Here is a 16,468-nt window from a genome sequence, read left to right as displayed (position 1 = left end):
GGCCCCACGCCCTACCGGCCGTCCGCCCCCGTGCCGGCGGCCCCGCGGTTGTCGATCCACCGCAGGGCCGCCACCAACAGGGCCAGCAGCATGCCGCAGAGCAGCCAGCTGCCGAGGACGTCCAGCGGCCAGTGGTAGCCCCGTAGCACCAGTCCGATGCCCGTCGCCGCACTGAGCACCACGGCGACGGGCATCGGCCACGCGCGCCCCGTGCCGCGCCCTGTAAGGGGACTCAGCAGCAGCGCGGCGCCGCAATAGGTGACCATCGCCGTCGCCGTGTGACCGGACGGGTAGTAACCGGAGTCCACCGTGAGCGGCCCGGCGCGGTCGGTCCACAGTTTGAGCGGCATGACGAGCACCGGAACGGCGACCATGGCCAGCGCGACCGCCACCGCTCGCGCACGGTGCCCCCGCCAGGCCGCGAACCCGACCGCGACGGCCAGAACGGGCACGGCGACCGGCAACCCGCCGAGATCGGCCAGCAACTCCGTCAGCCAGGTGGGGCCGTGCCCGAAGGCCCCGCGGCCCAGGCGCTCGTCGGCGTGACGGAGCGGCCCACCGGCGACGACCTGCCAGGTGACGAGTGCGAAGAGGACGGCGCAGAGAGCGAACACTGCGAGGGGAAAGAACGATCCGAAGGGGCCGGCGGAGCCGAGGCGCCCGGAGAGGAATGTCGGCCGCCCCGGAACAGGGGGGGTAGTTCCGAGACGGCCGCCGGGACCGGGTCGCCGCGCGCCCCGGGGGGTTTGGGGCGGGCGGCCGTCCGATCGGTGAGGATTTCCGGAGCTGGATGCTCCAGTGCGCCCGAAGACGCGACCAAGACGGTGCTGGGGACGCGCCGCCGTGGGATCGCCCGCAGTCTCCTGCGAGCGGGGTGTTTCTTTCATCTGCCGAAACCGTACGTCAGGGCCGTGAGGTCCGACAGCGGGAAGGTGAACCCGCCATCGGCCCCGCACAGCTTCTTCACAGGCCCCGCCCCGTGACCCGCACCGTACGGGGCGGTGGAGCCCTTCGTACGGAGGCGGCTCCGACGGACGGTCAGAGTCCGGCGAGCGCCTGCTCCAGAATGTCCAGGCCCTCCGTAAGGAGATCCTCACCGATCACCAGCGGCGGCAGGAAGCGGAGCACGTTGCTGTACGTGCCGGTGGTGAGCACCAACAGCCCTTCCATGTGGCACGCCTTGGCCAGAGCGGCCGTCGCCTCCGGGTTCGGCTCCTTGGTGTCCCGGTCCTTGACCAGTTCCAGCGCGAGCATCGCGCCACGGCCCCGTACGTCGCCGATGACGTCGAACTTCTCGGCCATCTCCTTGAGGCGAGGCTTCATGATCTCCTCGATGCGCCTGGCCTTCGAGACGAGGTCCAGCTCGCGCATCGTCTCGATGGCACCGAGCGCGGCGGCGCAGGCCACCGGGTTTCCGCCGTACGTACCGCCGAGGCCGCCCGAGTGCGGGGCGTCCATGATCTCCGCGCGGCCCGTGACTGCGGCGAGCGGCAGGCCGCCCGCGATGCCCTTCGCCGTGGTGATCAGGTCCGGTACGACGCCCTCGTCCTCGCACGCGAACCACTGCCCCGTCCGGCAGAAACCGGACTGGATCTCGTCGGCCACGAAGACGATGCCGTTGTCCTTGGCGAACTTCGCGATCGCGGGCAGGAAGCCCTTCGCCGGCTCGATGAAGCCACCCTCGCCGAGCAGCGGCTCGATGACGATCGCCGCGACGTTGTCCGCGCCGACCTGCTTGCTGATCTCGTCGATGGCCTGGGCGGAGGCCTCAGCGCCCGCGTTCTCCGGGCCGGTCGGCCAGCGGTAGCCGTACGCCACGGGGACGCGGTAGATCTCCGGGGCGAACGGACCGAAGCCGTTCTTGTACGGCATGTTCTTCGACGTCAGCGCCATCGTGAGGTTCGTACGACCGTGATAGCCGTGGTCGAAGACCACGACCGCCTGGCGCTTGGTGTAGGAGCGGGCGATCTTCACGGCGTTCTCGACGGCTTCGGCGCCCGAGTTGAACAACGCGGACTTCTTGGCGTGATCCCCCGGGGTCAGCTCGGCGAGCTGCTCACAGACCTCCACGTAGCCCTCGTACGGCGTGACCATGAAACAGGTGTGGGTGAAGTCGGCGAGCTGGGCGGTGGCGCGGCGTACGACGGCCTCCGCCGAGGAACCGACGGACGTCACGGCGATCCCGGACCCGAAGTCGATGAAGCTGTTGCCGTCCACGTCCTCGACGACGCCGCCACTCGCGCGGGCGGCGAAGACGGGCATCACGGACCCCACGCCGGCGGCGACCGTGGCGGTACGGCGGTTCTGCAGCTCCAGCGACTTGGGGCCGGGGATCGCGGTGACGACGCGCCGCTCCTGCGGGATTGCGGTCATGAGGGGCTCCTGGGGGTGGTTCCGGACGCTACGTGTCTCGCGTTCTCGCATCTGCCTTCACTTCGCAGGCTAGGGGCGGAGGAGGGCGGCGGGCATGCGCCGTTCGGGAGTATCGGGGGCGTGTCGTTGTCCGCCACGGACATACGGGGCCGATGGACCGTTTCAGCTCGCCGATGGGCGGGCGATCAACACTCCGTACGGCCGGAACGGTGAACTCCCCCTGCGTGGGCACTAGATTGAGGCGTGTACTGAGCGGACCTGGCTGGTCAGGGGACAGGGGTTCATGAACACCGACGGCACGCACGACTCACGAGGCACACGAGCCAATCCCGTGCCACGTCCGGCAGGGCCACCGCCCCAGCCGTCCACGCCGCCGCCGTCGGCCCCACCACCCGCCGCCCCCTCGGCATCGCCCGTCGTCCCGCCCGCGGCCTCCGCCCCGTCGGGGCACGACGTCCCGCCCGCGTCCCCGGCGCCGCCGCCCTCGCCGGCCCACGCGCCCGCCCCGGGCATCGGCGCGTCCGTGGCCGACTGGCTGCGGATCCCCCGGCCCCAGGCGGAACCCGGCATCTGGCGCCTCGGCCACCGTCCGCGCCCGCCGGAGCAGCCCGAGCAGGTACCGGCCCGTCAGCTGTTCAGCGGCGCTCTCGTCGCCTACCTCTGCGGCTGGCTCGTCTGGTCACTGCTCTGGAACGGCTATCTGGGCGGGTGGTGGATCTTCGGCGACAGGTGGTGGCTGCTGCCGATTCAGTGGTTGACCCCCGAGAGCTGGCGGTCGAGGGACAGCGCCAACGTCGAGCTGTACGTCGTGGCGAGCTATCTGTACTACGCCCTCGTCATCAGCCTGCTCGCCGTCGGCTTCGGCAGGATCGGCAACTGGAACGAGGTCTGGCGGCGCTACGGGGTGCCACTGTGGCCGCTCTTCGTACTACTGCCGGGCTTCTGGCGCGAGATGCCGCGCACCGTCGACTGGCTCACCACGGTGTCGAACATCTACTACGTGCTGCTCGTCGCCGCCGTGATCGCGGTCGTCGGACGCGTCGGCACGTGGCCTCCCGTACGACGGCGCCTCGGGACGGTCACCTCCGACGAGCCGCCCCCGCCGCCGACCGCCGAGGCCGACCCCGCCGAGTGGCCCGAACTGCGCGCCGCCGGACTCACCGAAGCCGCCGCCAGGCTCGCCGAAGCCGTGCGGCGCGGCACGCTCAGCGACGTCGACTACGCGCGGATCCGCCGCGCCTGGCAGGGCGTCCGTACCCGGCCGGAACGGCTGCCCGCCTTCACCGACACCGTCCGCGCCCACGGGGCGGGCGCCTGCGCCCACCCTTCCGGTGTACGTGACCTGCCGCTGCGTACCGCGAGCCACGACCTCGCCACCGGGCAGGTCAGGATCGGCACCGCCGCCGACCACCCGCGCAATCCCTACGCGCGGCGTACCACCGGCGTCGCCCTGGAGCCCGGGCTGCTCGGCACGTCGCTGCTGGCGGTCGGCCCCGCGGGCTCCGGCAAGACGGTCAGGCTGGTCCGCCCCGTCGTCGAGTCGCTCTGCCTTCAGGCGCTCGCCAACCGCGCCGCCGTCGTCGCCGTCACCGCCTACGGGGCGGCGCTCGCCCCCGACGACTCCTTCGACCTCGTGATCGCCGTCGGCCGCCCGGAGGCCGGCCACGACCTCGATCTCTACGGAAGCGCCGACGACCCCGACGAGGCCGCCCGAACGCTGTCGGAGGCCCTCGTGGGGGATCTGGCGGCCGGTCTGCCCGGCGGCGACAGCCGCAGGGCAGCCACCGCGCTCGCCCAGCTCATCGGCCCCTACCGCAGCGTCCACGGGTGTTTCCCCGCCGTCCCGGAACTGCGGGAACTGATCGGCGGCTCCCCGGCGGCCGTCCAGGCACTACGGAACGAGCTGGAGACGTCCGCCGCCCCCGGTGCCGCCGCCCAACTGCGCGAGCTCGACGCGCGAGAGCGGCAGTCGGCGCGCGGCGACGACATCGGCGTGCTCCTGGCCGAACGGCTCGCTTTCCTCGACCGGCCCGCCTTCGCCGACTTCTTCCGTACGGACGGCAGCGGCCGGTCCTTCTCGCTGCGAGCCATCGAGCATCCACTGAGGGTCAGGATCGACCTGCCCGAACGGGGCCACGCCGAGGCGTCACGGATCATCGCCCGGCTCCTACTCGCCCAGTTCACGGACGCCGCGCTCACCCGCGCCGACCGCTCCCTCTTCGCCTGCCTGGTCCTGGACGACGCGACGTACACCGTGACGGGCGACTCCGTACGCGCAATCCAGCGGCTCCGCTCGGCGAACGCCGGAGTGGTCCTGGCGCTGCGCACCCTGGAAGACGTTCCCGACCCGCTGCGCGGCCCCCTCCTCGGCGCCGTGGGCTGTCGCATGGCGTTCTCCGGGCTCGGCCCGTGGGACGGCGGACGCTTCGCGGAGAGCTGGGGCACCGAGTGGGTCCAGACCCGCGACGTCACCAACCGACAGATCATCTCCGACGAGCCGCTCACGAAGGCCGTGCACTTCATGCGGCGACTCGTGACCGGCAAGGCGGCCACAGCCGAGGCGGTCACGGTGCGGGAGGTGGAGCGTGAACGCTGGTCGGCCTCCGAACTGGCCCATTCCGTGCCGGCGGGCCACGCCGTGCTGTCGCTGACCACGGTCGGCGGAGAGCACGTGCCGCCCATGCTGGTGGATCTGCGTACCTGAGCGCACAGAGCCCACGTACAGGCGGGGCGGGGTCCAGGTACGTAGGCGACGCCGGCGGCGCGGCTCCCGTGCGCTGTACCGCGTACCGGTCGCCGTGACCTGACTCGTACCCCTGTTCTCATACACTCTGGCAGAATTGGTGCAAGCCGTTCTACGAGACGGCGAAAACGTCCGCTCGCCCTCTTCATGAAGGTCCTACGGTCCACCATGCCGCCCACCCTCGCCTCGCTCATCCAGCATTCGGCGCTCAAGCTCACCGTGCGCGCGGGGGAGGACCGGCTCGATACGCCGGTGCGATGGGCCCATGTCAGTGAACTGGAAGACCCGGTGCCGTACATGGACGGGGGCGAACTGCTGCTCGTCACCGCCGTCACGCTGCACGCCGAGGACCCCGACGCCATGCGGCGCTACGTACGGCGCCTCGTCGGCGCGGGCGTCGTAGGACTCGGCTTCGCCGTCGGCGTCAACTACGAGGACATCCCGGACGCCCTCGTCGACGCCGCACGCGCCGAAGGGCTGCCGCTGCTCGCCGTGCCGCGCCGCACCCCCTTCCTGGCCATCAGCAAAGCCGTCTCGGCGGCCATCGCGGCGGATCAGTACCGGGCGGTCACGGCGGGCTTCGAAGTGCAGCGAGAACTGACCCGTGCGGCGCTCTCCGAAGGCCCCGCCGCGCTGCTGGCCCGGCTTGCCGCGCACATCGACGGCTGGGCCGCGCTCTACGACGCCACCGGCGCCGTGATCGCCGCCGCGCCCGACTGGGCCGCCCGCCGCGCCGCCCGCCTCACACCCGAGGTGGAACGGCTCCGGAAACGCCCCGCGCCCGCCAGCGCCGTGGTCGGCGATCCGGACGACCGGGTCGAACTCCAGTCGCTGGGCAGCGGCAGGCGAGTACGGGGCGCGCTCGCCGTCGGTACCGGGGCGGCGCTGGGCACGGCGGAGCGGTACGCCGTGCACTCGGCCGTCGCCCTGCTGACGCTCACCACCGAGCGCTCACGCGCGCTCCAGGAGGCCGAGCAGCGCCTCGGCTCGGCGGTGCTCCGGATGCTCCTCTCAGGACAGCCCGACCACGCGCGGGCAGTGGCGGGAGATCTGTACGGAGGGCTGCTGGACGCCCCCTTCCGGCTGCTCATCGCGGAACCGGCCGAGGTGGCGCCCGAGCCCCGCGATCCGGCCACCGCCCATCCACTCCAGTCGCTGACCGACTCGCTGGAGGCGTCCGCGGCGCACGGAGGGGAGGCGGTGCTCGCCGTGCCCGACGGAGAGGAGCGGCTCGTCGTGCTCGCGGCGGACGCGGGCGCGGTCACCGCCGCCTGCGAGACGTACAAGGAGCAGGAGGCGGAGGACGCCGGGGTCGTCATCGGTCTCTCGGCCCCGACGGGGCCGATCGCGGCCGCCGGCGCGTACAAGCAGGCCAAGCAGTCCCTGTCCGTCGCGCGCCGACGGGGCCGCGCGTTGGTGGAGCACGAGGAGTTGGCGGCCGGCTCGCTGCTGCCCCTCCTCGCCGACGACGCCGTGCGGGCCTTCGCCGACGGCATGCTGCGCGCGCTGTACGAACACGACGCCAAGGGGCGCGGCGACCTGGTGGAATCCCTCAGGGCCTGGCTCTCGCGCCACGGTCAGTGGGATGCCGCCGCGGCCGATCTGGGCGTCCACCGGCATACGCTGCGCTACCGCATGCGCCGTGTGGAGGAGATCCTCGGCCGCACGCTGGACGATCCGGACGTCCGGATGGAGCTCTGGCTGGCTCTGAAGGCCACCTCGGCGACACCGCCTTCGGCGCCCTGAGGCTCGGGCGCCCCCACCGGGGCTGACCCCGGCCCTCGGTTGACCGAGTGCCACGCGAACCGGCCGACGATCGCGGGCGGCGCGCTCGTCGGCCCCAACTGCCGCGACGTGTTCGGCACTTGCCGGGAACGGCCTCCGGGAACCGACGGGCAGCCCGGTCCGCTCAGGGGCGGTCGACGCCGTTCGATGGGTCGGTGAAGCGGCGCCCCCGACCGCGGGTACGACAAACCGTCACAGCCGGCACCTCCCACCACTCCACCCCGGACAAATCATGTCCGCGGCCCGTGCCCCTACGGTGGGAACAGAACTCCACCACTTCGGAAGGGCCGGGACTCGCAATGCCGAACGAAACCGTGGCAGCCACCCATGCCTTCTGGCTCGCCGGACGCCAGGCCACCGGTGAGGAGACCTTCGACGTCACCTCCCCGTGGGACGGCCGGCTCGTCGGCAAGGTCGCCGTCCCGACAGAGGCCCAGGTCGAGGAGGCCGTCGCCGCCGCGTACGCCGTGCGCGACGAATTCGCCGCGACGCCGGCGCATGTCAGGGCAGCCGCGCTCGACCACGTCTCGCGGCGTCTGGTCGAGCGCACCGAGGAGATCGCCCGTCTGATCTCCGCGGAGAACGGCAAGCCCATGAAGTGGGCACGCGGCGAGGTGGGCCGCGCCGTCTCGGTCTTCCGTTTCGCGGCCGAGGAGTCCCGCCGGTTCAACGGCGGCGAGGCGCAGCGACTCGACACCGACGCTGGCGGCACCGGCCGCCTCGCCCTGACCCGCCGCTTCCCGCGCGGCGTCGTCCTCGGCATCGCGCCGTTCAACTTCCCGCTCAATCTCTGCGCCCACAAGATCGCCCCGGCCATCGCCGTCGGCGCCCCGATCATCCTCAAGCCCGCCCCGGCCACGCCGCTCTCCGGCCTGCTCATCGGCGAACTGCTCGCCGAGACCGAGCTGCCGGCCGGTGCCTGGTCGGTGCTGCCCGTCGCCAACGACCGGATGCCCACCCTCGTACAGGACGAGCGGCTGCCGGTGATCTCCTTCACCGGCTCCGACAAGGTCGGCTTCGCCATCATGGACTCGGTGCCGCGCAAGCACTGCACCCTCGAACTCGGCGGCAACGGTGCGGCAGTTGTCCTCGCCGACTACGCGAGCGAGAAGGATCTCGACTGGGCGGCGACCCGGATCGGCACCTTCTCCAACTACCAGGGCGGCCAGTCCTGCATCTCGGTACAGCGCGTCGTCGCGGACGCGTCCCTGTACGAGCGCCTCGTACCGAAGATCATCGCCGCCGTCGAGGCGCAGGTCACCGGAGACCCGTCCGACGACACCACGGACGTGGGCCCCCTCGTCAGCGAGGACGCCGCCAAGCGCGTAGAAGCCTGGGTGGACGAGGCCGTAGGGGCAGGAGCGCGTCTCCTGGCCGGTGGCAAGCGTGACGGTGCGTCGTACGCGCCCACCGTCCTCGCCGACGTCCCGGCGGACGTCACGATCTCCTGCGAGGAGGTCTTCGGCCCCGTCCTCACCCTCACCCGTGTCGACGGCGAGGACGCGGCGTTCGAGACGGTGAACGACTCCAAGTACGGCCTCCAGGCAGGCGTGTTCACCCACGACGTGCAGGCCGCCTTCCGTGCCCACCGGGCGCTCGAGGTCGGCGGAGTGATCGTCGGTGACGTCCCCTCCTACCGAGCCGACCAGATGCCGTACGGCGGTGCCAAGCAGTCCGGTGTCGGCCGTGAGGGCGTCAGGTACGCGATGGACGACTACACGTACGAGCGCGTGATGGTCTTCACCGGCCTCGCCCTCTAGAGAAGCGAACGCAGTACGAGGAAGGCCGGGTCCGCCGCGCGGCGGACCCGGCCTTCCTCGTGTACGCGTACGGCACCTTTCCGCGGCCCCGACGGTGCGCGCCAGGACTGGCTACACCCTCCGTATTGGGGTAGATACGGACGAGTAGTACCGGCCGGTACCTTTCCCACCGGGGCGGCATGAGAACGCCCTGGCCGGTCGGGCCCATCGACCCGACGTTCGCGGCGAGGTGAGTTCCCGATGTCCGCTCCATCCGATTCATTCGACACGGCCCAGGTCCCGGAGCCCAAGGTCTCCGAGCGGGAAGCGCGACGGGTGGCCGAGGCCGCCCGCGAGCAGGGCTGGCGCAAGCCGAGCTTCGCCAAGGAACTGTTCCTCGGCCGTTTCAGGCTCGATCTCATCCACCCCCACCCCGCACCCCCGGCGGAGGACGTACGGCGCGGAGAGGCCTTCCTGGCCACGCTGCGCGACTTCTGCGAGACGAAGATCGACGGTGCGCGGATCGAGCGCGAGGCGCGGATCCCTGACGAGGTCGTCAACGGCCTCAAGGAACTCGGCGCCTTCGGCATGAAGATCGACAGGAAGTACGGCGGCCTCGGCCTCACCCAGGTGTACTACAACAAGGCGCTCGCCGTGGTCGGCATGGCGAACGCGTCGATCGGCGCGCTGCTCTCCGCCCATCAGTCGATCGGCGTACCGCAACCGCTCAAAATGTTCGGCACCCAGGAGCAGAAGGACACCTTCCTGCCGCGCCTCGCCCGTACCGACATCTCCGCCTTCCTGCTGACCGAGCCCGACGTCGGCTCCGACCCCGCGCGGCTCGCCACCACGGCGGTGCGCGACGGCGACGACTACGTCCTGGACGGCGTCAAGCTGTGGACGACAAACGGCGTCGTCGCCGACCTCCTCGTCGTGATGGCCCGCGTACCGAAGTCGGAGGGGCACAAGGGCGGCATCACCGCCTTCGTCGTCGAGGCGGACTCGCCGGGCATCACGGTGGAGAACCGCAACGCCTTCATGGGCCTGCGCGGCCTGGAGAACGGCGTCACCCGCTTCCACCAGGTAAGGGTCCCGGCGGCGAACCGCATCGGCCCCGAAGGCGCGGGGCTCAAGATCGCCCTCACGACGCTCAACACCGGCCGCCTGTCGCTGCCCGCTATGTGCGTCGGCGCCGGCAAGTGGTGTCTCAAGATCGCCCGCGAGTGGACGGCGGCGCGCGAGCAGTGGGGCAAACCGGTCGCGCACCACGAGGCGGTGGGGGAGAAGATCTCGTTCATCGCGGCGACGACGTTCGCCCTGGAGGCCGTGGTCGACCTGTCGTCCCAGATGGCCGACGAGGACCGCAACGACATCCGTATCGAGGCGGCGTTGGCCAAGCTGTACGGCTCCGAGATGGGCTGGCTGATGGCGGACGAACTGGTCCAGATCCGCGGCGGACGGGGCTTCGAGACGGCGGACTCGCTGGCAGCCCGCGGCGAACGCGCCGTCCCCGCCGAGCAGGTCCTGCGCGACATGCGGATCAACCGGATCTTCGAGGGCTCCACGGAGATCATGCATCTGCTGATCGCCCGTGAGGCGGTCGACGCACACCTGGCGGTGGCCGGCGACATCATCGACCCCGACAAGACGCTGTCCGACAAGGCGAAGGCCGGGGCGCAGGCGGGCGCCTTCTACGCGCGCTGGCTGCCGAAGCTGGTCGCCGGTCCCGGCCAACTTCCCGGTTCCTACGCGGAGTTCCACCCCAAGGGTCATCTGGATCTCGCCGCGCACCTGCGCTATGTGGAGCGGACGTCGCGCAAGCTCGCCCGCTCGACCTTCTACGCCATGTCGCGCTGGCAGGGCGGGATGGAGACCAAGCAGGGCTTCCTCGGCCGCATCGTGGACATCGGCGCCGAACTGTTCGCGATGAGCGCGGCGTGCGTACGGGCCGAGATGCTGCGCTCCACCGGAGAGCACGGCCGCGAGGCGTACCAGCTCGCCGACGTCTTCTGCCGACAGTCCCGGATCCGTGTCGAGGAGCTGTTCACGCGGCTGTGGTCCAACACCGACGACATCGACCGCAAGGTCGTGAACGGTGTGCTGGCCGGCACCTACACCTGGCTGGAGGAGGGCATCATCGACCCCAGCGGCGACGGGCCCTGGATCGCCGACGCCACACCGGGTCCCTCCGAACGGGAGAACGTCCACCGGCCGATCCGCTGAGCCACCGGCCACTGGCCACCGGCGACCGCGAGCCGAGTGCGTCCGGCGGCCCCGACGGGGCGGGTCCCACCGGTCCGCCTCGTCGCCACGAAGGAACCACCGGGCCGCGTCCTCCTTACGGAAGACGCGGCCCGAGGCTCCACGGCGGACGGGGAGCCGTCTCAGCCGGCCGTGCGCCGACTCAGTTGAACGGGTCGAGCGTGAGGTACGCCTGCCGCGGGTCGCCGTCGTGCACCAGCGACTCGTGCGCGCCGACGTCGTCGAAGGCGAAGGCGTACGCCTTGCCGTCGACCATCTGCGCGTGAATCATCCGGGCGTAGTGGTTGGTCACGGCGTCCTTGTAGAAGTTCGCCGAACTGGCGTCCGGCTGGTTGGGGTTGCTCAGCAGCGTGGAGCGGTTGAACCCCGCGCACAGGGTGCGTGAAATCGGACCCCGTACTTGGTCGTTGGGAGCGTCGAGCAGCTTGTAGCAGCCGAAGATGCTGTCGGCGTCGGGCTTCTGGAACGAAGTGACCACCGCACCCGAGGTGTTGGTGAAGTTCATGGTGTTGCCGGAGACCCTGCCGGTGTACTTGACCGCCGGCTGGTTCGCGAACGGGGTCACCGTGAGTGGGGAGTTGGCGTACTTCGCCCACACCCGGTCGATGTAGTCGTTCAGGACACCGGCCGGCAGCGCGCCCGACGCGATGCCGTGACCGGGCGCGAGAGCCCGCAGGACGGTGCCGTCCGACCGGGTCTGGATCAGGCCCGCCCAACCGCCCGGCTGGCCTCTGAGAGCGTTGAAGAAGCCGTTGTAGCCCCCCGGCTTCAGATGGCCCGTGGTCTTGGTGGTCCCGTTGGGGGCCTTGACGCCGACCGCGTACGGCGCAGAGAACATGTCGACCTGGGTGCTGTTGATCCACAGACCGGAGTCGTTGAGCGTGTACTCCGACCAGTTGAAGAGGATGTTCCTGTTCGGGTCGTTCGGATTCTGTACGGCGGGCTGGACCAGACCGCCTGTCGTCAACTTGAAGACGAGCTTCTGACCGTACGAGAAGTAGACCCGCCCGGAGAACTTCGGCAGTTGGATCGTCATGCTCTGGCCCGGAGGCGGTCCGGCGATCGAGGCGTCCGGCGCCGGGGTCGGCGGATTGCCGCCGCCGGGCCAGGCGTGGAAGGTGCCGTTGGAGTCGGCCCAGCCCTGCCGGCCGGACGACAGCTCCGTACCGAGGTTGTAGATGTAGACCTGTTCACCTCGGCCGGAGTTGTTGGTGATGGTGAACGGAATGGTGTTGGGGACCGCGGCCTCGGCCGGGGCCACGGTGCCGAAGGCCGTGAATCCGGTGGCGAAGACCACCGCGGCGGCCAGGGAAGCCAGCAACTTGCGTATCGCAGGCACTCGCTCTTCCTCCTCGTCAGGTAGATCCCAGTGGGGACGGTGGGGGGCGGAATCTGACGTACGGACGCCGCCGGTGAGGCGGGTGTGCCTGAAGGGCCGACAGCCGGAACCGGGAAGCGGGGACGGGGAAACCGGAAGGGAGCGGGCCTTCAGGTACAGACCTTTCTGAGAGCGCTCTCAGAATTGCGCCACTCGTGAGGCGTGTCAATGCGGATGCCGCAACTCGCCGAAGATGTCTTGAGTCGATCGCATCGACCGCACCGTCCCCGCTCGGTGCGCGTGTGACCCGGGCCGCCCGCATGCAGCACAATCGGGCCTCGACATGGCCGCACGGGGCACCAGCCGCGCTATGGACCGACGAACAAGCGATCAGAAGAAGCGATCAACCGACGATTGGGGCAGGCATGTTCGGGGCGGGGAACGAGGGACGGCCCGGCGGCCGACGCGCACGGCTGCGCCGCACGGCGGCGCTCGCGCTCGTCGGCGCCGTACTGACCGGAGCGGCCGCCTGCGGCGGCGACGAGAAGGGCGACGGCGACAAGGGCGGCCAGGAGACGGGAGCGGACGGCAAGGCGCCCGCCTCGAGCCCCGTCGCGGAGCCGGGCGACTCAGGCGACTCAAGCGACTCGGCCGGCTCGGGCGGCACCGGGGCGCTCGGTCAACGCGACCTCACGGCCCTCGCCTTCACCGACGGCGAGAAGATCGGCAAGTACACCGCCGGCGAGTTCACCCTCGGGGCGCCGCTCGGCGAGGACTACACCGCCGACCCCGCCACCTGCCAGCCCCTCGTCAGTCTCGCGAAGGGCGCCACCGCCTTCGATCCGGCGTCCGAAGTCCACCGCAACGTCGACGTCGCGGAGGAGATGCTGGGCACGACCGTCGCCGTACAGCTCCGCTCCTACAACGGTGACGGTGCGGCCGGCGTCATGAAGGCCCTCGCCACGGCAGGCAAGGAATGCGCGGGCGGCTTCGTCGAGAACCGCGCCGTCGCCAAGGGGCAGTACCTGAAGGTCGAGTCGGCCAAGGCGCCCGACCACGGCGACGAGGCGCAGGCGTACCGCTTCACGATCCTCGACGTGAAGGGCACGCTGAAGCTGTACGAGTACCTCACCGTCGTACGCTCCGGCACCACCACCCTCTCCTTCCGTGCCGACATCACGGACACGAAGGACATCGGCAAGGTGCCGGACGAGGTCATCTCGGCGCAGTGGAAGAAGTTCGAGGCGGGCTCGAAGGGCTGAGGCGGTGGTTCGGCGACGGCCCGGGGACTGTCCCCGCGCCCCGTTTTCCTCCCGCGCTGTCCGCGCCGCGCCCGGATGCGGCAAGAATGGGGCCATGAGCGACAGTCCAGCCCCCCTCGCCGACCCCCATATCGCCTTCGACGTGTCCGAAGGCCGCCGGGACGTCGTCGTCCTCGGCTCCACCGGGTCCATCGGCACGCAGGCGATCGACCTCGTCCTGCGCAACCCCGACCGCTTCCGTGTCACCGCGCTGTCCGCCGCCGGCGGGCGGGTCGGACTGCTCGCCGAACAGGCGCGACAGCTCCGGGTCCGCACCGTCGCGGTCGCCCGTGAGGACACCGTGCCCGCGCTGCGCGAGGCGCTCGGTGCGGAGTACGGCTCCGAGCCGCTCCCCGAGATCCTGGCGGGGCCGGACGCCGCCACCGACGTCGCGACGTCCGAGTGTCACACGGTGCTCAACGGCATCACCGGATCCATCGGCCTCGCGCCGACGCTCGCCGCCCTCGAAGCGGGCCGTACGCTCGCCCTCGCCAACAAGGAGTCGCTGATCGTCGGCGGCCCGCTGGTCAAGGCGCTCGCCAAGCCGGGGCAGATCATCCCGGTCGACTCCGAGCACGCGGCGCTCTTCCAGGCCCTCGCGGCGGGCACCCGCGCCGATGTGCGCAAGCTGGTCGTCACGGCCTCCGGAGGCCCCTTCCGCGGCCGTACGAGGGCCGAGCTGGCCCACGTCACCCCGGACGACGCCCTCGCTCATCCCACCTGGGCGATGGGCCCCGTGATCACGATCAACTCCGCCACCCTCGTCAACAAGGGGCTGGAGGTCATCGAGGCGCATCTGCTGTACGACATCCCGTTCGAGCGCATCGAGGTCGTCGTCCACCCTCAGTCGTACGTTCACTCGATGGTGGAGTTCACCGACGGTTCGACCCTCGCGCAGGCCACGCCGCCCGACATGAGCGGCCCGATCGCCGTCGGCATCGGCTGGCCGGTACGCGTGCCGGACGCCGCACCCGCCTTCGACTGGTCGACGGCTTCGACCTGGGAGTTCTTCCCGCTCGACACCGAGGCCTTCCCGTCGGTGGGACTCGCCCGGCATGTCGGATCGCTGGGTGGCACGGCTCCGGCGGTGTTCAATGCCGCCAACGAAGAGTGTGTGGAGGCGTTTCTCGCGGGGCGGCTGCCGTTCAACGGCATCATGGATACCGTCACCGAAGTCGTCGCCGAGCACGGCCGGCCCGCCAAGGGAACCTCGCTCACCGTGGCCGACGTCCTCGAAGCGGAGACCTGGGCGCGCGCCCGGGCCCGCGAAATGGCAGAGAAATTCGGCGAAGAACAGCCAGCGGAGGCTCGCGCATGACGATCCTGTTGACAGTCCTCGGCATAGTGATCTTCGCCGTGGGGCTGCTCTTCTCCATCGCGTGGCACGAATTGGGTCACCTGTCGACGGCCAAGTTCTTCGGTATCCGCGTGCCGCAGTACATGGTCGGTTTCGGTCCCACCATCTGGTCGCGCAAGAAGGGCGAAACCGAATACGGGATCAAGGCGATCCCGCTCGGCGGCTACATCCGCATGATCGGGATGTTCCCGCCCGGTGCCGACGGGCGTATCGAGGCGCGGTCGACCTCACCCTGGCGAGGCATGATCGAGGACGCCAGGTCGGCGGCCTTCGAGGAGCTGAAGGAGGGCGACGAGACCCGGCTCTTCTACACGCGCAAGCCGTGGAAGCGCATGATCGTGATGTTCGCGGGACCGTTCATGAATCTGGTTCTCGCCGTCGTGATCTTCATGGGTGTCGCGATGAGTTTCGGCTTCCAGACCCAGACCACCGAGGTGGCGGGCGTCCAGAAGTGCGTCATCTCTCAGAACGTCGCGCGTGAGAAGTGCGCGGCGGGTGATCCGGTGTCGCCGGCCCGCGCCGCCGGTCTCAAGGAGGGCGACAAGATCGTCGCCTTCAACGGACAGCGGGTCGAGGACTGGTCCGTGCTGTCGAACCTGATCCGCGAGACGATCGGCCCCGCCAGCATCACGGTGGAGCGCGACGGCAAGGAGCAGGTCCTCCAGGCGACGCTCGCGAAGAACATGGTGGCGCAGAAGAACTCCGACGGGGAGGTCATCCCCGACAAGTTCGTGCCCGCCGGGTATCTGGGCTTCGCCGCGGCGACCGAGATCATCCCGCTCTCCTTCGGAGACTCCGTCGACCGCATGGGCGACATGATCGTGACCGGAGTCGAGTCGATCATCGCGCTGCCCTCCAAGATCCCCGATCTCTGGAACGCGGCCTTCTCCGACGGTGACCGAAAGGACGACTCGCCGGTGGGCGTCGTCGGCGCCGCGCGGATCGGCGGCGAGGTGATGACGCTGGACGTCCCGGCGCAGAACCAGATGGCGATGATGCTGTTCCTGCTGGCCGGATTCAATCTCTCGCTGTTCCTCTTCAACATGCTGCCGCTGCTGCCGCTCGACGGCGGGCACATGGCCGGGGCCCTGTGGGAGTCCGTACGGCGCAAACTCGCCCGCATCTTCAAGAGGCCGGACCCGGGGCCGTTCGACGTGGCGAAGCTCATGCCCGTCGCGTATGTCGTGGCCGGGATCTTCATCTGCTTCACGCTGTTGGTGTTGATCGCCGACGTGGTGAATCCGGTCAAGATCATGTAGCTCGTCGGGGCGTCGCACCCTCACGCTTCGCGTGACGGGCGAACACACCGCGTCGTCCGAGCGGCAGCGGGTTTACGGCCGGGTGTCTCTTCGCACCCGGCCGTAAGCCTTTGGGGGGTTTGCCGGTAGCGATGTGCTCGTACGGCGGGGCGGTGGCGTAATCTCGATGACTGGAGCCCGCCGAACTCGGGACCACGATCCACACCTTGGGGTTGCACAGCAGATGACTGCGATTTCTCTCGGAATGCCGGATGTTCCGGTGAAGCTCGCCGACCGGAGGGTCAGTCGACAGATCCAGGTCGGTTCGGTGGCTGTCGGTGGGGATGCGCCG

General features: G+C 70.4%; 10 protein-coding genes. 7 read left to right on the top strand and 3 right to left on the bottom strand.

Annotation, left to right across the window (positions count from 1 at the left end; genetic code table 11):
* Window positions 1-11 precede the first annotated feature (11 nt).
* Together ACFWHU_RS29835 and gabT are read right to left on the bottom strand one after the other, a co-directional pair.
* Window positions 12-614 carry a phosphatase PAP2 family protein gene (locus tag ACFWHU_RS29835; RefSeq protein WP_387228587.1) on the bottom strand — a complete coding sequence of 201 codons (603 nt, stop codon included), beginning with the start codon at window positions 612-614 and terminating at the stop codon, window positions 12-14.
* 424 nt (window positions 615-1,038) lie between these two features.
* Window positions 1,039-2,373, bottom strand: coding sequence for a 4-aminobutyrate--2-oxoglutarate transaminase (gene gabT, locus ACFWHU_RS29830; RefSeq protein WP_359811639.1), 1,335 nt, complete (start codon window positions 2,371-2,373; stop codon window positions 1,039-1,041).
* Window positions 2,374-2,656: 283 nt separating this feature from the next.
* On the opposite strand from gabT, the gene ACFWHU_RS29825 reads away from it, so the two are divergent.
* The 4 genes from ACFWHU_RS29825 (at window position 2,657) to ACFWHU_RS29810 (ending at window position 10,863) form a co-directional block, all read left to right on the top strand.
* A complete protein-coding gene (locus ACFWHU_RS29825) occupies window positions 2,657-5,077 on the top strand; it encodes an ATP/GTP-binding protein (protein ID WP_387228585.1) in 2,421 nt (806 codons plus the stop codon).
* 207 nt (window positions 5,078-5,284) lie between these two features.
* The gene (locus tag ACFWHU_RS29820) at window positions 5,285-6,862 is read left to right on the top strand and encodes a PucR family transcriptional regulator (RefSeq protein ID WP_387228708.1); all 1,578 of its coding nucleotides are present in this window, start codon (window positions 5,285-5,287) and stop codon (window positions 6,860-6,862) included.
* A 353-nt stretch (window positions 6,863-7,215) separates the two neighbouring features.
* The gene (locus tag ACFWHU_RS29815) at window positions 7,216-8,661 is read left to right on the top strand and encodes an aldehyde dehydrogenase family protein (protein ID WP_387228705.1); all 1,446 of its coding nucleotides are present in this window, start codon (window positions 7,216-7,218) and stop codon (window positions 8,659-8,661) included.
* 240 nt (window positions 8,662-8,901) lie between these two features.
* Window positions 8,902-10,863: an acyl-CoA dehydrogenase family protein gene (locus ACFWHU_RS29810; protein ID WP_385802682.1), complete on the top strand. Its 1,962-nt coding sequence runs from the start codon at window positions 8,902-8,904 to the stop codon at window positions 10,861-10,863.
* A 181-nt stretch (window positions 10,864-11,044) separates the two neighbouring features.
* Here the strand turns inward: ACFWHU_RS29810 and ACFWHU_RS29805 are convergent, their stop codons facing one another.
* Window positions 11,045-12,241 carry a glycoside hydrolase family 64 protein gene (locus tag ACFWHU_RS29805; RefSeq protein WP_385802680.1) on the bottom strand — a complete coding sequence of 399 codons (1,197 nt, stop codon included), beginning with the start codon at window positions 12,239-12,241 and terminating at the stop codon, window positions 11,045-11,047.
* A 404-nt stretch (window positions 12,242-12,645) separates the two neighbouring features.
* Here ACFWHU_RS29805 and ACFWHU_RS29800 point away from each other — a divergent pair, with 404 nt between their 5' ends.
* The 3 genes from ACFWHU_RS29800 (at window position 12,646) to ACFWHU_RS29790 (ending at window position 16,137) form a co-directional block, all read left to right on the top strand.
* Window positions 12,646-13,482 (top strand): hypothetical protein, encoded by an 837-nt coding sequence (locus tag ACFWHU_RS29800; protein WP_387228583.1) that lies wholly within the window; start codon window positions 12,646-12,648, stop codon window positions 13,480-13,482.
* A gap of 94 nt (window positions 13,483-13,576) precedes the next feature.
* Window positions 13,577-14,839 (top strand): 1-deoxy-D-xylulose-5-phosphate reductoisomerase, encoded by a 1,263-nt coding sequence (gene dxr / locus ACFWHU_RS29795; protein ID WP_385802676.1) that lies wholly within the window; start codon window positions 13,577-13,579, stop codon window positions 14,837-14,839.
* Window positions 14,836-16,137, top strand: a complete 1,302-nt coding sequence (locus ACFWHU_RS29790; protein ID WP_385802674.1) for a M50 family metallopeptidase — start codon at window positions 14,836-14,838, stop codon at window positions 16,135-16,137. Before dxr ends, ACFWHU_RS29790 begins: the two co-directional genes overlap by 4 nt.
* Window positions 16,138-16,468 lie beyond the last annotated feature (331 nt).

The sequence above is a fragment of the Streptomyces sp. NPDC060366 genome (genome assembly GCF_042725135.1).
In the GTDB taxonomy this organism is placed as follows: Bacteria; Actinomycetota; Actinomycetes; order Streptomycetales; family Streptomycetaceae; genus Streptomyces.
This window is presented reverse-complemented; position numbering and strand designations above follow the sequence as displayed.